This window comes from Burkholderia sp. COPS, assembly GCF_019425585.1.
GTDB classification, from domain to species: domain Bacteria; phylum Pseudomonadota; class Gammaproteobacteria; order Burkholderiales; family Burkholderiaceae; genus Burkholderia; species Burkholderia cepacia.
In genome coordinates, this window is record NZ_WIXR01000009.1 from 174336 (window position 1) to 188453 (window position 14118).

At 68.4% G+C, this 14118-nt stretch carries 13 protein-coding genes; 6 read left to right on the plus strand and 7 right to left on the minus strand.

Translation table 11 applies throughout. The features are described 5' to 3' along the window. Positions 1–45: 45 nt before the first annotated feature. From FOZ70_RS06680 to FOZ70_RS06690, 3 genes are read left to right on the plus strand one after another with little or no spacing between them, the layout of a single operon-like run. Positions 46–1320, plus strand: a complete 1275-nt coding sequence (locus FOZ70_RS06680; RefSeq protein ID WP_059489642.1) for an MFS transporter — start codon at positions 46–48, stop codon at positions 1318–1320. A 52-nt stretch (positions 1321–1372) separates the two neighbouring features. Beyond that, complete coding sequence (locus FOZ70_RS06685; RefSeq protein ID WP_219705267.1) at positions 1373–2134, plus strand: 2-keto-4-pentenoate hydratase; 762 nt, start codon at positions 1373–1375, stop codon at positions 2132–2134. A 52-nt stretch (positions 2135–2186) separates the two neighbouring features. Further along, positions 2187–5249, plus strand: a complete 3063-nt coding sequence (locus tag FOZ70_RS06690) for an FAD-binding and (Fe-S)-binding domain-containing protein (protein WP_219705270.1) — start codon at positions 2187–2189, stop codon at positions 5247–5249. Positions 5250–5266: 17 nt separating this feature from the next. On the opposite strand, the gene FOZ70_RS06695 is transcribed toward FOZ70_RS06690, so the two are convergent. The 6 genes from FOZ70_RS06695 to FOZ70_RS06720 form a co-directional block, all read right to left on the minus strand. Continuing rightward, positions 5267–6172 (minus strand): LysR family transcriptional regulator, encoded by a 906-nt coding sequence (locus FOZ70_RS06695; RefSeq protein WP_027790054.1) that lies wholly within the window; start codon positions 6170–6172, stop codon positions 5267–5269. 76 nt (positions 6173–6248) lie between these two features. Then, positions 6249–7493 (minus strand): acyl-CoA dehydrogenase family protein, encoded by a 1245-nt coding sequence (locus tag FOZ70_RS06700; RefSeq protein WP_021158039.1) that lies wholly within the window; start codon positions 7491–7493, stop codon positions 6249–6251. A gap of 33 nt (positions 7494–7526) precedes the next feature. After that, a complete protein-coding gene (locus FOZ70_RS06705; protein ID WP_219705271.1) occupies positions 7527–8285 on the minus strand; it encodes a glucose 1-dehydrogenase in 759 nt (252 codons plus the stop codon). 7 nt (positions 8286–8292) lie between these two features. Continuing rightward, on the minus strand, positions 8293–9057 hold the full coding sequence (locus FOZ70_RS06710) for an SDR family oxidoreductase (RefSeq protein ID WP_027790057.1): 765 nt from the start codon (positions 9055–9057) through the stop codon (positions 8293–8295). Positions 9058–9100: 43 nt separating this feature from the next. After that, entirely contained in the window at positions 9101–10132 is a 1032-nt protein-coding gene (locus FOZ70_RS06715) for a phosphotransferase (RefSeq protein ID WP_060221002.1), read from the minus strand. Between the two features lie 19 nt (positions 10133–10151). After that, positions 10152–10826 carry a histidine phosphatase family protein gene (locus FOZ70_RS06720; protein ID WP_219705272.1) on the minus strand — a complete coding sequence of 225 codons (675 nt, stop codon included), beginning with the start codon at positions 10824–10826 and terminating at the stop codon, positions 10152–10154. A gap of 200 nt (positions 10827–11026) precedes the next feature. Here FOZ70_RS06720 and FOZ70_RS06725 point away from each other — a divergent pair, with 200 nt between their 5' ends. From FOZ70_RS06725 to FOZ70_RS06735, 3 genes are all read left to right on the plus strand, one after another. Continuing rightward, positions 11027–11182 (plus strand): DUF3309 family protein, encoded by a 156-nt coding sequence (locus tag FOZ70_RS06725; protein ID WP_021158044.1) that lies wholly within the window; start codon positions 11027–11029, stop codon positions 11180–11182. A 166-nt stretch (positions 11183–11348) separates the two neighbouring features. Next, entirely contained in the window at positions 11349–12080 is a 732-nt protein-coding gene (locus tag FOZ70_RS06730; protein WP_021158045.1) for a response regulator, read from the plus strand. A gap of 2 nt (positions 12081–12082) precedes the next feature. Next, the gene (locus tag FOZ70_RS06735; protein ID WP_021158046.1) at positions 12083–13168 is read left to right on the plus strand and encodes an ATP-binding protein; all 1086 of its coding nucleotides are present in this window, start codon (positions 12083–12085) and stop codon (positions 13166–13168) included. Between the two features lie 34 nt (positions 13169–13202). Here FOZ70_RS06735 and FOZ70_RS06740 read toward each other — a convergent pair whose 3' ends face one another. Continuing rightward, entirely contained in the window at positions 13203–13895 is a 693-nt protein-coding gene (locus tag FOZ70_RS06740) for a hypothetical protein (protein ID WP_219705273.1), read from the minus strand. Positions 13896–14118: the final 223 nt, after the last annotated feature.

Here is a 14118-nt window from a genome sequence, read left to right on the forward strand (position 1 = left end):
ACGCCGGCACGGGCAGCCAGCCAGACAACATCCAGGAGACGAAACATGAAGCTGTTCCGAGCGACCGGCATCGTGCTGGTGATGCTGTGCGTGATGTACTTCATCACGTACCTCGATCGCGTGAACGTGAGCACGGCCGCTGCCGGGTTCGGCAAGGAATTCGGGCTGAACAGGACGGAGATCGGCCTCGTGTTCTCCGCGTTCGCGTATCCGTATCTCGTATTCCAGATCATCGGCGGCTGGGTCAGCGACCGCTTCGGCGCGCGCCGCACGCTGCTCGCCTGCGGGCTGCTGTGGGCCGTCGCGACGCTGCTCACCGGGATGGCCGGCGGCCTCGCGTCGCTGCTCGCCGCGCGCCTGCTGCTCGGGCTCGGCGAAGGCGCGACGTTCCCGGCGGCCACGTCGGCGATGTCGCGCTGGGTGCCGCGCGAGAAACGCGGCTTCGCGCAGGGCGTCACGCACGCGTTCTCGCGCGTCGGCAACGCGGTCGCGCCGGCCGCCGTCGTCGCGGTGATGGCCGTGTACGGGTGGCGCGAATCGTTCTACATCTGCGGCGTGATCAGCATCGTGTGGGTCGCGGTGTGGGCGCTCGTCTATACCGAACACCCGAAGGACCACCCGCGCATCACGCAGGCCGAACTCGACGCGCTGCCGCAACCGAAGCCGAAACCCGCCGCCGTGCCCTGGGGCCCGTTGTTCCGCCGGATGATGCCCGTCACGATCGTGTACTTCTGCTACGGCTGGACGCTGTGGCTGTTCCTGAGCTGGATTCCGCAGTACTTCCTGCACAGCTACGACCTCGACCTGAAGAAATCGGCCGTGTTCGCGTCGGCGGTGTTCTTCGCGGGCGTGATCGGCGACACGCTCGGCGGGATCGTCACCGACCGCATCCTCACGCGCACCGGCAGCCTCAAGCGCGCACGCAGCCGGATGGTGTCGATCTGCATGCTGCTCACGCTGCTGTCGCTGCTGCCGCTGCTGTTCACGCATCACCTGTACGTGTCGATGGCGTGCCTCGCGGCCGGCTTCTTCTTCGCCGAAATGACGATCGGCCCGATGTGGGCCGTGCCGATGGACATCGCGCCGCAATACTCGGGCACCGCGAGCGGGATGATGAATTCCGGCTCCGCGCTCGCGGCGATCCTGTCGCCCGTGATCTCCGGCTTCGTGATCGACCGCTTCGGCAGCTGGGAGCTGCCGTTCATCGGCAGCATGGTGCTGATGGGCGTGGGCGTGCTGCTCGCGTTCCGCATGCAGCCGGAAAGCCGCTTCGCCGACGCACCCGCCGAACAACCGGCCGCCAATCGCTCGCCGGCCTGATGCCAACTGGGCGCTGCCGTTCGCGGCGCCCGCCTTTTCCCCGACTGCAACGATGACCCAGGCTACCCACGACCTCGCCATCCGGCTCGCCGCCGGCTGGCAACACGGCATCGCGTTCGCCGCGCTGCCTTCAGCCCTCGTCCCCGCCGATGCCGACGCCGCCTATGCGGTGCAGGCGCAACTGCTCGCCGAGCGCCGCGCCGCGATCGGCGCGTGGAAGGTCGGCGCGAAACAGCCCGACGGGCCGATCCAGGGCGCGCCGCTGCCGGACGACTGCCGCCATGCGAGCGGCGTCACGCTGCCGCGCGGCGCGTTCCGGCCGCTCGGCCTCGAACTGGAGATCGCGTTCCGCTTCGGCCGCGACTTCGCGCCGCGTGCGCCTGCCTATGCCGACGATGAAGTGTTCGACGGTATCGCGCAGATGGGCGCCGCGATCGAGATCGTTGCGAGCCGCTTCCGCGAATGGCCGGACGTCGCGCCGGCAGCCCAGCTCGCCGACCTGCAGAACCACGGTGCGCTCGTGCTGGGCGAGATGACCGGTTATCGCGCCGATTTCCCGTTCGTCGCGCCGGCCCCGGCGTTCACGTTCGACGGGCACGACATCGCCGGCACCTCACCTGGCACCAACCCGGCCGGCGACCCGCGCCGCCTGCTGCCGTGGCTCGTGAATCACGCGTCGCGACGCGGCATCGCGCTGCCGGCCGGCACCGTCGTCACGACCGGCTCGTACACGGGCATGCATTTTCCGCGGGCCGCGGGCACAGCCGTCGGCCGCATCGCGGGGCTGCCGCCCGTCAGCGTCACGCTCGCCTGATCCCTCACCCGATCCTCGCCCGATCCGTTCCCACCCGATACCGACCGCCGCCATGACATCCGCCGTCTCGCCTTCGCTGGTTCGCCCCGTCCATCTCGTGCCTTCGCAAGGCGCCGCGCTGTCGCCGCTGTTCGAGCGGCTGCGCCGTGAAATGCGCGGCGACGTCTACGCCGATCGTGCGAGCCGCGGTCGTTATGCGACCGACGCGTCGATCTACCAGATCATGCCGCTCGGCGTGGTCGTGCCGCGCGACCAGGACGACCTGCGGATCGCGCTCGACATCGCGCGCGACCGCAAGATTCCCGTGCTCGCGCGCGGCGCCGGCACCAGCCAGTGCGGGCAGACGGTCGGCGAGGCGCTCGTCGTCGACAACAGCAAATGGCTGAACCGGATCGTCGCATTCGATGCGCAGGCGCGCACCGTCGCCGTCGAGCCCGGCATCGTGCTCGATCACCTGAACGCGTGGCTGAAACCGCACGGGCTGTGGTTTCCGGTCGACGTGTCGACGGCCGCGCAATGCACGATCGGCGGGATGGCCGGCAACAACTCGTGCGGGTCGCGCTCGATCGAGTACGGCAACATGGTCCACAACGTGCTCGCGATCGACGCGATCCTCGCCGACGGCAGCGAATGCCGGTTCGGTTCGCTCGCGCAGCCCGTCACCGATCGCCGCACGCTCGACCTGCTGCACGGTGTCGAACGCATCGCGAAGCGCGAGCGCGACGAGATCGTCGAGCGCGTGCCGAAGGTGCTGCGCCGCGTGGCCGGCTACAACCTCGACCTGTTCGACTGCCAGAACCCGCGCGCCTACACCGACGACGGCCATGCGAATCTCGCGCACCTGCTCGTCGGCTCGGAAGGCACGCTCGCCCATAGCCGGCAGATCACGCTGAAGCTCGCGCCGCTGCCCGCGCACAAGACGCTCGGTGTCGTGAACTTCCCGACCTTCTATCAGGCGATGGACACCGCGCAGCACATCGTGAAGCTGAAGCCGGTGGCCGTCGAGCTGGTCGATCGCACGATGATCGATCTGTCGATGGAAAACCCCGCGTTCCGGCCCGTGATCGAACGGGCGCTGGTCGGCCGGCCGCAGGCGATCCTGCTCGTCGAGTTCGCGGGCGAATCGCGCGACGCGCAACACGCGCAGCTCGACCGGCTCGCCGAACTGATGGCCGATCTCGGCCTGCCCGGCAGCGTCGTGAAGATGACCGATGCCGGCGCGCAGAAGGCGCTGTGGGAGGTGCGCAAGGCCGGGCTGAACATCATGATGAGCATGAAGGGCGACGGCAAACCGGTGTCGTTCATCGAGGATTGCGCGGTGCCGCTCGAACACCTCGCCGAATACACGCGCCGCCTGACCGACGTGTTCCACAGGCACGAGACTGAAGGCACGTGGTACGCGCACGCGAGCGTCGGCACGCTGCACGTGCGGCCGATCCTCGACATGCGGCGCGACGGCGCGACGCGCATGCGCGAGATCGCCGAAGAAGCGGCGGCACTCGTGCGCGAGTACAAGGGCGCGTATTCGGGCGAACACGGCGACGGGCTGTGCCGCGGCGAATGGGTCGCGTGGCAGTACGGCCCGCGCCTGAATGCGGCGTTCGCGGAGATCAAGAAGCTGTTCGATCCCGACAACCGCTTCAACCCCGACAAGATCGTCAATCCGCCGAAGATGGATGCGCGCGAGCATTTCCGTTTCGCGCCCGGCTATGCGGCGCTGCCGCTGCGGCCCGCGCTCGACTGGTCGGCATGGAACGTCACGCGCAATCCGCTGACCGGCGAAGAAACCGCCCCCGGCTCGGGCACCGACGTCACGCACGGGCTCGCGTCGGCCGTCGAGATGTGCAACAACAACGGCCACTGCCGCAAGTTCGACGCGGGCACGATGTGCCCGAGCTACCGCGTGACGCGCGACGAGCAGCACGTGACGCGCGGCCGCGCGAACACGCTGCGGCTCGCGGTGACGGGCCAGCTCGGCGCCGACGGCCTCGCCGGCGACGACGTGAAGGCCGCGCTCGACCTGTGCGTGTCGTGCAAGGGCTGCAAACGCGATTGTCCGACGGGCGTCGACATGGCGCGCTTCAAGATCGAGGCGCGGCACGCGTGGAACCGCAAGCACGGCACGACGCTGCGTGAACGGCTCGTCGCGTATCTGCCGCGTTATGCGCCGTGGGCCGCGCGCATGCGCGGCGCGATCGCGTTCGTCAATGGCGTGCCGGTCGTCGCGTCGTCGATCAAGCGATGGATCGGCCTCGCGCCGCAGCGTGCGCTGCCCGGGTTCGCGCGACCGTTTCTGGCGGATGTGGATGCCGGTGCGGGTGCGGGTGCGGGTGCGGGTGCGGGTGCATCAACACCCACGCAAACCGGCTTGGCCACCCGCGAAGTGCTGCTGTTCGTCGATACGTTCAGCAACTACCAGGAGCCGGACAACGCGCGCGCCGCGCAGGCCGTGCTCGAAGCGGCCGGCTACACCGTGCATTTCAACGTGCGCGCAGGCGCGCGGCCACTGTGCTGCGGCCGCACGTTCCTCGCGGCCGGGCTCGTCGACGAAGCGAAATCCGAGGCCAGGCGCACGCTCGACGCGCTGCGGCCGTACCTCGAACGCGGTATCGCGATCGTCGGGCTGGAGCCTTCGTGCCTGCTGTCGATGCGCGACGAGTTTCTTGCCTACGGTTACGGCGACGAAGCCACACGGCTCGCGAGCCACGCGTTCCTGTTCGAGGAGTTTCTCGTGCGCGAACACGAGGCCGGCCGGTTGACGCTGCCGCTGCACGCGATCGACGCGAACGAAGCGCTCGTGCACGGCCACTGCCATCAGAAGGCGTTCGGCGCGTTCACGCCGGTGCAGACGGTGCTGCGCTGGATTCCGGGGTTGAAGGTATCGCCGGTCGAATCGTCGTGCTGCGGAATGGCCGGCAGCTTCGGCTATGAAGCCGAGCATTACGCCGCATCGCAGGCGATGGCCGAGCTGTCGCTGCTGCCTGCCGTGCGTGCGCGGGCGGAAGGCGCGATCGTCGTCGCGGACGGCACGAGTTGCCGGCATCAAATTCAGGACGGCGCGCAAGCGCAGGCCGTGCATGTGGCGAAGGTGCTGGCGCGGGCATTGCGAAGCTGACCGTCGCCGCGTGCGCCTCACCGCGGTTCGCCGATCCCGCCCATCAGCGTCACCAGTTGCTCGCGCAGCCACCGGCTGCCCTGATCCTGATCCGCGCTGCGATGCCAGTAGCAGAAGTACTCGAGCGCCGGCATCTCGAACGGCAGTTCGAGAATCCGCGCCGGATAACGCTGCAGCAGCCGCAGCGGTGCCGTCAGCGCCAGGTCGCCGCGCATCGCGATCAGCGGCGCGACCATGTAGTGCTGCACGCGCATCTGGATGGTGCGGCGCAACCCGAGGCGCGTCAGCTCCGCGTCGACGTGCCCGCTGCCCTTGCGGCGGCTCGACACGTGGATGTGCCCCATCGACAGGTAGTCGTCCATGGTGAGCGTGTCGCCCTTGAACGGGTGATCGTCGCGGATCATGCACGCATAACGATCGCGCACGAGCAGCGCCTGATGCAGGTGCGGATCGCCGATCAGCGGCGCGTCGATCGCGATGTCGACGGAGCCGTTCGCGAGCGCGGTCGCGACTTCGCGGCGGTCCATCGTGTAGCTGCGCACGTGCATGCCGGGCGCATGCTTCTGCAGCAGCTCGCCGAGCGCGGGCAGCAGCAGCGCTTCGGTCAGGTCGCTCATGCTCATCCGGAACACGCGCGTCGACGACGCCGGATCGAACACGTCGCCTTCGTGCGCGCTCGAATCGAGCAGCTGCATCGCCTCGCGCACACGGCCGACGATGTTCTCGGCCAGCGGCGTCGGCATCATCCCGGCCGGCGTGCTGACGAACAGCGGATCGTTCAGGGTCTTGCGCAGCCGCGCCAGCGCGTTGCTGACGGCCGGCTGCGTGAGATTCAGCACCTCGGCCGCGCGCGTCAGGTTGCGCTTGGTGTAGATCGCGTCGAATACGACGAACAGGTTCAGGTCAATCTTCGAAAGGCGCATCGCCGGATCTCCTTGCCGGCATCTTACGGCGTGCGCCACCCGCTCGTCCACGGCCCTGCGCATCCCGGCGCGACGCTCAGGCGCGCAGCGGCGGCGTCAGGTACGGCGCCGTCGAACCCGGCTCGCCGTCCTTGATTTCCATCCGCGCGATCGCCTGCAGGTGCACCTCGTCCGGGCCGTCGGCGAAGCGCAGCGCGCGGCCCCAGGTCCAGAGGTCGGCGAGCGGCGTATCGGGGCTCAACCCCGCCGCGCCGAACACCTGCATCGCGCGGTCGCAGACGTTCGCATAGACGGTCGGCACCAGCGCCTTGATCATCGAGATTTCCTTGCGCGCGGCCTTCGCGCCGACCTTGTCGATCATCCACGCGGCCTTCAGCACGAGCAGGCGCGCCTGCTCGATCTCGATGCGCGAGCGCGCGATCCATTCGCCGACCGTGCCGTGCCGGTTCAGCGGCTTGCCGAACGCGACGCGCGACTGCGCGCGGTCGACCATCAGCTCCAGCGCGAGCTCGGCCGCGCCGATCGACCGCATGCAGTGGTGGATGCGGCCCGGCCCGAGGCGGGCCTGCGCGAGCGCGAAGCCGCTGCCCTCCTCGCCGAGCAGATTGCTCGCCGGCACGCGCACGTTGTCGAACGTGATCTCGCAGTGCCCTTCCGGCGCGTAGTGATTGACCACCGTGATGTTGCGCACGACCGTCACGCCCGGCGTGTCGCGCGGCACGAGAATCATGCTCTGCTGCTGGTGCGACTCGGCATCGGGATCGGTCTTGCCCATCACGATGAAGATCTTGCAGTTCGGATGCGCGGCGTTGGTGATGAACCACTTGCGGCCGTTGATCACGTACTCGTCGCCCACGCGCTCGATGCGCGTCGTGATGTTCGTCGCATCCGACGATGCGACATCGGGCTCCGTCATCGCGAACGCCGAACGGATCTCGCCGCGCAGCAGCGGCTTCAGCCACTGCTCGCGCTGCGCGGGCGTCGCGAACATGTGCAGCAGCTCCATGTTGCCGGTGTCCGGCGCGTTGCAGTTGAACACTTCCGACGCCCAGCCCACGCGCCCCATGATCTCGGCGAGCGGTGCGTATTCGAGGTTCGTCAGGCCCGTGCCGGGCTCGTCGTCCTTCAGGTGCGGCAGGAACAGGTTCCACAGCCCTTCCGTCTTCGCACGCTCCTTCAGTTCCTCCATGAACGACACGGGATACTGGCCCGCGTGCACTTCCTCGTTCCACTGGCGGATGCGCGGCACGATGTGTGCATCCATGAATGCGCGCACGCGGCTGCGCAGTTCTTCCACTTTCGGGGTGTAGCCAAAGTCCATGATCGACTCCTCGATTCCGTTCGTCCGGTTCCGTCAGAAGGCCGAGACACCACCGTCGACGGCGACGGCCTGCCCGGTCAGATAAGTGTTTTCCTTCGCGCACAGCGTCAGCATCGTCGCGACGATTTCCTCGGGCCGGCCGAGCCGCTTCATCGGCGAGCCCTGCGCGAGAAAATCCTGGCGGTCGCCGATATCGCTGTCGGTGACCATCGGCGTCGTGCTGTAGAACGGGCACACCGCATTCACGCGAATGCCGTGGCGCGCGTATTCGATGGCCGCCGTCTTCGTGAGCCCGACCACCGCATGCTTCGACGCCGCGTAGGCGGCCAGCTTCGGCGCGCCGCCGAGCCCGGCCATCGACGCGACGTTCAGGATCACGCCTTCGCGCTGCGCGAGCATCTGGCGGATCTGGTGCTTCATCCCGAAGAACACGCCCTTCGCGTTCACCGCGAAGCTCAGGTCGAGATCGGCTTCGTCGGTGTCGATCAGCGCCTTCATCGGCGGCGCGATGCCCGCGTTGTTGATGCCCACGTCGAGCCGGCCGAAACGCTCGGCCGCCACGTGCACCAGCGCGGCGACGTCCGTTTCGACGCGCACGTCGCAGCGCCGCGCGATCACGTCGGCGCCGGCCGCGCGCAGCGGCGCGGCCACGCGTTCGAGCGCCTCGCCGTTCAGGTCGCCGAGCGCCAGCCGCGCGCCCATCGCGGCGAGTTCGCTCGCGAGCAACGCGCCGAAGCCGCTCGCGGCGCCGGTGATCATCACGGCCTGGCCGGCGTAGCTGTCGATCTTCATCGCGCGCTCAGATCGTCAGGCCGCCGTCGACGACGATGCATTCGCCGTTCGTGTAGCTCGCCGCGTCCGACACGAGGTACAGCACGGTGCCGGCCATTTCGCGCGGTTCCGCGTGGCGGCGCAGCGGGATCTTCGCCTTCCACGTCTCGTAGATGTCCTTGTCGGCGAACAGCGCGCCCGCGAACTTCGTCTTCGTGAGCCCCGGCAGCAACGCGTTCACGCGGATGCCGAACGGCCCGCACTCCTTCGCGAACGCCTTCGTCATGTTGACGACGGCCGCCTTCGTGATCGAGTAGATGCCCTGCCGGTCGCCCGGCTGCAGCGCATTCACCGACGCCGTGTTGACGATCGCGCCGCCGCCGTGTTCCTTCATCAGCTTGCCGGCCTCGACCGACATGAAGAAGTAGCCGCGGATGTTCACGTCGACCGTCTTGTCGTAAGCGGCGAGATCGGTATCGAGGATGTGCCCGAAATACGGGTTCGCGGCCGCGTTGTTCACGAGGATGTCGAGCCGCCCGTGCTTGCCGCGGATATGCTCGAACGTCGCGGCGATGTCTTCCAGGCGCCCGACGTGGCAGGCCAGCGCCTCGGCGCGGCCGCCCGCCGCGACGATCGCGTCGGCCACGGCCTGGCAGTCGTCGAGCTTGCGGCTCGACACGATCACGTGCGCGCCCTGCTCCGCGAGCAGTTTCGCGATTTCCTCGCCGATGCCGCGGCTCGCGCCCGTCACCAGTGCGATCTTGCCCGTCAGGTCGAACAGATTCGTTGCCATGTTGCTGTGCTCCTCCATTGATGTGGTGTCGTGCCCGGCGATGTCAGCGATGCGCGTCGATCACGCCGACGGCCATCTCGGCGAGACGCCCGGCCATCGCGCCGACGCGCAGCGCCTGCTCGCTCGATGCGTTGCCCTGCAGCGCGCGCGCCTTCACGCCCTGCGCGATCGCCGCGAGCCGGAAGAAACTGAATGCGAGGTAGAAATGCCAGTCGCGGATCGGCTCGATGCCGCGCAGCTCGCAATAACGCGCAACGATCGCCGCTTCGTCGGGAATGCCGAGTTCCGCGCGATCCTGGCCCGCGAGCCCGCGCACCTGGCCGCCCGACGGCAGCCTCAGGCACATGCAGAAGTACGCGAGATCGGCGAGCGGGTTGCCGAGCGTCGACAGTTCCCAGTCGAGCACGGCCTGCACGCGATAGCTGTCGCGCGCGAACATCAGGTTGTCGATCCGGAAATCGCCGTGCACCAGAGTCGGCCGGCCCGTGTCGGCCGGGCACGCCTTCGGCAGCCAGTCGATCAGCGTCTCCATCGCGTCGAGGCGCTCCGTTTCCGCCGCGCGGTACTGCTTCGTCCAGACGCCGATCTGGCGTTCGAAGTAGTTGCCGGGGCGGCCGTAGTCGGCGAGGCCCACCGCGTCGACATCGACGTCGTGCAACGCGGCCATCGTCTGCAGCAACGCGTCGTAGCACACCGCGCGATCGGCCTTCGGCAGCTCCGGCAGCGCGGGATCCCAGAAGATCCGGCCGTCCTCGAAGCTCATCACGTAGAACAGGCTGCCGATCACGTCGCGGTCTTCGCAGAGGTGATACGGATGCGCGACCGGCACCGCGGTGCCCGACAGCGCGCTCAGCACGCGGAATTCGCGGTCGACCGCGTGCGCGGATTTCAGCAGTTCGCCCGGCGGCTGGCGGCGCAGCACGTAGCGGCCGCTCTTCGCATGCAGCAGGAAAGTCGGATTCGACTGGCCGCCGGCAAACTTCTCCATGTCGACCGGGCCTTCGAAGCCCGGCACGTGCGCTTCCAGATAGCGCATGAGGCGGGCTACGTCGAGTTGCTGGGTAGGGTTCGTCATCGTCGCGATCGTTCGTGGGTCAGCCGTAGGTTCGCAGCGCGTGTCGTTCGGGATCCTCCAGATGCGGGATGCCGTTGAACGACGCGAGATGGAATGCATCGGCGTTGAAGAAAAACTGCGAAAGGCTGCTGTTGCGGATCTGCAGGTTCAGCGCGATCGCGCTCGACGGCGGGGCGGCCAGCACCTGCTGCACGGTGACCGCGATCGGGCCGCCGGAGCTCACCGTCAGCACGCGCTGGCCGCCGCCGTGGCGGATGGCCGCGCGGGCCTCGGCCACGCGCTGCTGGAAGTGCGCCCAGGTCTCGGGGGCCGAGTCGCCGAGCCTGTCTTCCGACCAGAGCTGCAGCACCTGCCGCAGCGCGCGGAAATGCTCCTTCATCGAGCCGGCCGCGAGGCGGGCGATGTCCGGGTAGTCGTGCGCGGCGGCGGCGAACAGGCCGTGGAAGTCGTATTCGTTCAGGCCGGGATGGCGGTCGATCTCCGCGCCCTCGCGGCCCATCCCGCGCAGGATCGCGTCGACCGTCTGCGCGTGGCGGTTCATCGTGCCGCAGATCACGCGGTCGAACGCCAGGCCTTGCCGCGCAAAGTATTCGCCGAGCCAGACGCCCTGCTGCTCGCCTACCGGGGAAAGCCGGTCGTAGTCGTCCGTGCCGAAGGACGCCTGCCCGTGCCGTACCAGAAAAAGTTCAGCCATCGCATGCCCGCCAGATCAGAAGGATTCAGCATAGGGGGCGGGGATGCATTTTCAAACTTTATTTTCTGAATCGGCGGGTATTCATCGGGTGAATTTCAGGCATGCCAACCGTGCGCTTGCGCCGGCTTTCGGCCGCCCTCGCCGCGGCACGCGAATTGCGGCGGGAGGCACCGTCCATTCACGACGTCAGGAGGGGTGCGATGCTCGGTACGATCCTCATCATCATTCTGATTCTGCTGCTCATCGGGGCATTTCCGGCGTGGCCGCACAGCCGAAGCTGGGGCTACTGGCCGTCGGGCTCGGTCGGGTTGATCGTCGTCATCGTCGTGATACTCGTGCTGCTGGGTCACATCTGAGTCCGGCGCCGTAGCTTCTTTACAAACGCAAGCAAGGGCGGGACATCCGTCGGCCGGGCGCGAATCGCGTCGCGCCGCGCCGTCCCCCCGCCTCCGTTCGATTGCGCCGGCCGTGCGGTAGTATGGCGACCTGATGGAACCCCCTGATGGATCTGAACGAGTGGCCATGCCCGAATCTTCTTCATCGCCCGGCGCCGGCCAGAACGCCCAGGCGCTCGTCCTCATCGCCGAAGACGAACCCGAGATCGCCGAGATCCTGACCGCCTATCTCGCACGCGGCGGGCTGCGTACCGTGCACGCTGCCGACGGCCGCCGCGCGCTGGAGCTGCACCTGCAGCTCAAGCCCGACCTCGTGCTGCTCGACGTGCAGATGCCGCACGTCGACGGCTGGAAAGTGCTCGCCGAAATCCGTCATCGCGGCGACACGCCCGTCATCATGCTGACCGCGCTCGACCAGGACATCGACAAGCTCACCGGCCTGCGCATCGGCGCCGACGACTACGTGGTGAAGCCGTTCAATCCAGCCGAAGTCGTGGCGCGCGCGCAGGCGGTGCTGCGCCGCTCGATGGCCGGCGCGCGCCAGGAAGAACAGCGCGTGCTGCGGGTCGCGCCGTTCGAGATCGATCTCGAACACCACGAAGCCACGCTCGAAGTGGGCAGCGAACGGCACACGCTCGTCCTGACGCTCACCGAATTCAAGCTGCTCGCGCAACTCGCGCGCGCGCCGCGGCGCGTGTTCAGTCGCGCCGAGCTGATGGCCACCTGCCTGCCGGAAGGCGACGCGCTGGAACGCACGGTGGACAGCCACGTCAGCAAGCTGCGCAAGAAGCTGGACGACCTCGGCGTGCAGGGCGTGCCGGTCAGCGTGCGCGGCGTCGGCTACAAGCTCTGGAGCTGAGCATGAAGCTCGAGGGCCTGAGCCGGCAGATCGCGCTGACCATGGCGGGGATGGCGTTCGGCGTGACGCTGCTGATGGTACTCACCGCGTACGTCTTCTACTACTTCGCGTTCAATTACTGGCCCGCACATTTCGACACGAAGAACCTGCTGCCGACCGCGCCGGAATGGGTGTGGCTCGTCTCGACCACGTCGGTCGGCCTCGCGCTGTCGGTCGCGGTCGCGGTCAATCTCGCGCGCCGCATCCTCGTGCCGCTGAACTCGGTCACGGACAGCATTCGCCGCGTCGCGCGCGGCGATCTCGACGCGCGCGCCGTCGCGGGCGACCGCTCGCTGCACGAAGCCGCGCTGCTCGCCGACAACTTCAACGCGCTCGCCAGCGAGCTGCAGCGCGTGACCAACGAGCAGGCGATCTGGAACGCGGCGATCGCGCACGAGCTGCGCACGCCCGTCACGGTGCTGCGCGGGCGCCTGCAGGGGCTCGCCGAAGGCGTGTTCAAGCCCGACGAAGCGCAGTTCCGCAGCCTGCTCGCGCAGGTCGAGGGGCTGACGCGGCTGATCGAGGATCTGCGCGTGGTCAGCCTCGCGGACAGCGGCCACCTGAGCATCGAGATCCGCGACGCCGATCTCGCGTCGGAAGCGCGTGCGGTGGTTGACATGTTCGAGCCGGCGCTGCGTGCCGCCGGCCAGCATCCGGTGCTCGATCTCGACACGCGGCGCATGTGCTGCGACCCGGTGCGCATCCGCCAGGCGCTGCTGGCGCTGCTGGAAAACGCGCGCCGCCATGCGGTGCCCGGCGCGATCCGCATCGAGACGCGCATCGAACAAGGGATGTGCCGGTTGCGCGTCGGAGACGACGGCCCCGGCATCCCGGCCGATTTCGCGCCGCACGTGTTCAAGGCCTTCCGGCGCGCCGACGATACGCAGCCGGGCGGCAGCGGCCTCGGGCTCGCCGTCGTCGCGGCGATCGCCCATGCGCATCATGGCGAAGCTGTCTGCATGCCGAGCCGCACGGGCGGCACGCTGTTCGAAGTGCAGTGGCCCGACAACCTCACGCCGGCGCCGGAACACGCGCGCTTTCCGGCCTGAGACACCGCCTTTGGGTCCGACCTGACGCCCGCCTTTACCGCGCCACGTGCGGTTCGCGCCCGACCTGTTCGAGCGGCGGGTTGAACCCGAGCACCGTGTACTCCAGCACGGACACCGTCCCTTTCCCGGCCGCGCCCTGCACGACGACCGCGCGCACCGCGCCGGCCCGGTCGAATTTCAGGCGGGTGCCGACGGTCGCGTTGCGCAGCGCCTCCAGTTCCTCGATCCGCGCGATCGCCAGCTTGCGCACCGCGCCGGACACGTACACCGGCAGGAACACCAGCGCGATGAAGATCGACACGGCATCCTTCGATACGCTGTCCAGCACCGCCTGCCCCGACATCACGAGCGACAGCGACGTCGCCGCGACGAAGATCGCGAGCACGGTCGCGCCCACGCCGAGCGACGAGAACCGCTCGGCCGCCTTCTTCATGCGTGCCTTCACGAGCGCGCGCGTGGTCGCGGACGGCACCAGCCATTCGCGCAACGCGCCATGGTATCCGGCGAAACCGAGGAACAGCGTCGCGATCGCGCTGATGCCGATGCTGGTGTACAGCGCATCGAAGATCATGCAGAGGAATTCGAGCACGAACACGATCACCGGCGGCCACAGCAGCAGCCGGAACGAATAGCCGTCGCGGCCGTGCCCGCGAATCCACCATTTCACCGGCGCAAGCTGCCAGAAGCGGCTCTCCTGGTGGAGCGAAAGTTCTTCGTTGTCGGTCAATTTCCCACCTGTCGGATCCTGCGCCGTGTCGGCGCCGGCCGTGAATCGGCACGGCCGCAGCCGCATTCTCCCAGATGCGCGGCGCGGCGCGAAAGGCGCCGCCGCCGGCCTCCGGTTCCCGGTCGACCGACACATCGTGTGTATCGCACACGCACGCTCGCTTGACCCGGCCCTTGGGATCGCCTTTATGCTGGGCGCAACGAATCGACAGCAAGGAGAGTGA

What these genes read in the sequence shown, in the direction of transcription:
- FOZ70_RS06730 (WP_021158045.1), top strand. Translation starts at nt 11,349, where the DNA reads ATGCCCGAATCTTCTTCATCGCCCGGCGCCGGCCAGAACGCCCAGGCG.
- FOZ70_RS06725 (WP_021158044.1), top strand. Translation starts at nt 11,027, where the DNA reads ATGCTCGGTACGATCCTCATCATCATTCTGATTCTGCTGCTCATCGGG.
- FOZ70_RS06705 (WP_219705271.1), bottom strand. Translation starts at nt 8,285, where the DNA reads ATGAAGATCGACAGCTACGCCGGCCAGGCCGTGATGATCACCGGCGCC.
- FOZ70_RS06680 (WP_059489642.1), top strand. Translation starts at nt 46, where the DNA reads ATGAAGCTGTTCCGAGCGACCGGCATCGTGCTGGTGATGCTGTGCGTG.
- FOZ70_RS06720 (WP_219705272.1), bottom strand. Translation starts at nt 10,826, where the DNA reads ATGGCTGAACTTTTTCTGGTACGGCACGGGCAGGCGTCCTTCGGCACG.
- FOZ70_RS06735 (WP_021158046.1), top strand. Translation starts at nt 12,083, where the DNA reads ATGAAGCTCGAGGGCCTGAGCCGGCAGATCGCGCTGACCATGGCGGGG.
- FOZ70_RS06690 (WP_219705270.1), top strand. Translation starts at nt 2,187, where the DNA reads ATGACATCCGCCGTCTCGCCTTCGCTGGTTCGCCCCGTCCATCTCGTG.
- FOZ70_RS06695 (WP_027790054.1), bottom strand. Translation starts at nt 6,172, where the DNA reads ATGCGCCTTTCGAAGATTGACCTGAACCTGTTCGTCGTATTCGACGCG.
- FOZ70_RS06685 (WP_219705267.1), top strand. Translation starts at nt 1,373, where the DNA reads ATGACCCAGGCTACCCACGACCTCGCCATCCGGCTCGCCGCCGGCTGG.
- FOZ70_RS06710 (WP_027790057.1), bottom strand. Translation starts at nt 9,057, where the DNA reads ATGGCAACGAATCTGTTCGACCTGACGGGCAAGATCGCACTGGTGACG.
- FOZ70_RS06715 (WP_060221002.1), bottom strand. Translation starts at nt 10,132, where the DNA reads ATGACGAACCCTACCCAGCAACTCGACGTAGCCCGCCTCATGCGCTAT.
- FOZ70_RS06700 (WP_021158039.1), bottom strand. Translation starts at nt 7,493, where the DNA reads ATGGACTTTGGCTACACCCCGAAAGTGGAAGAACTGCGCAGCCGCGTG.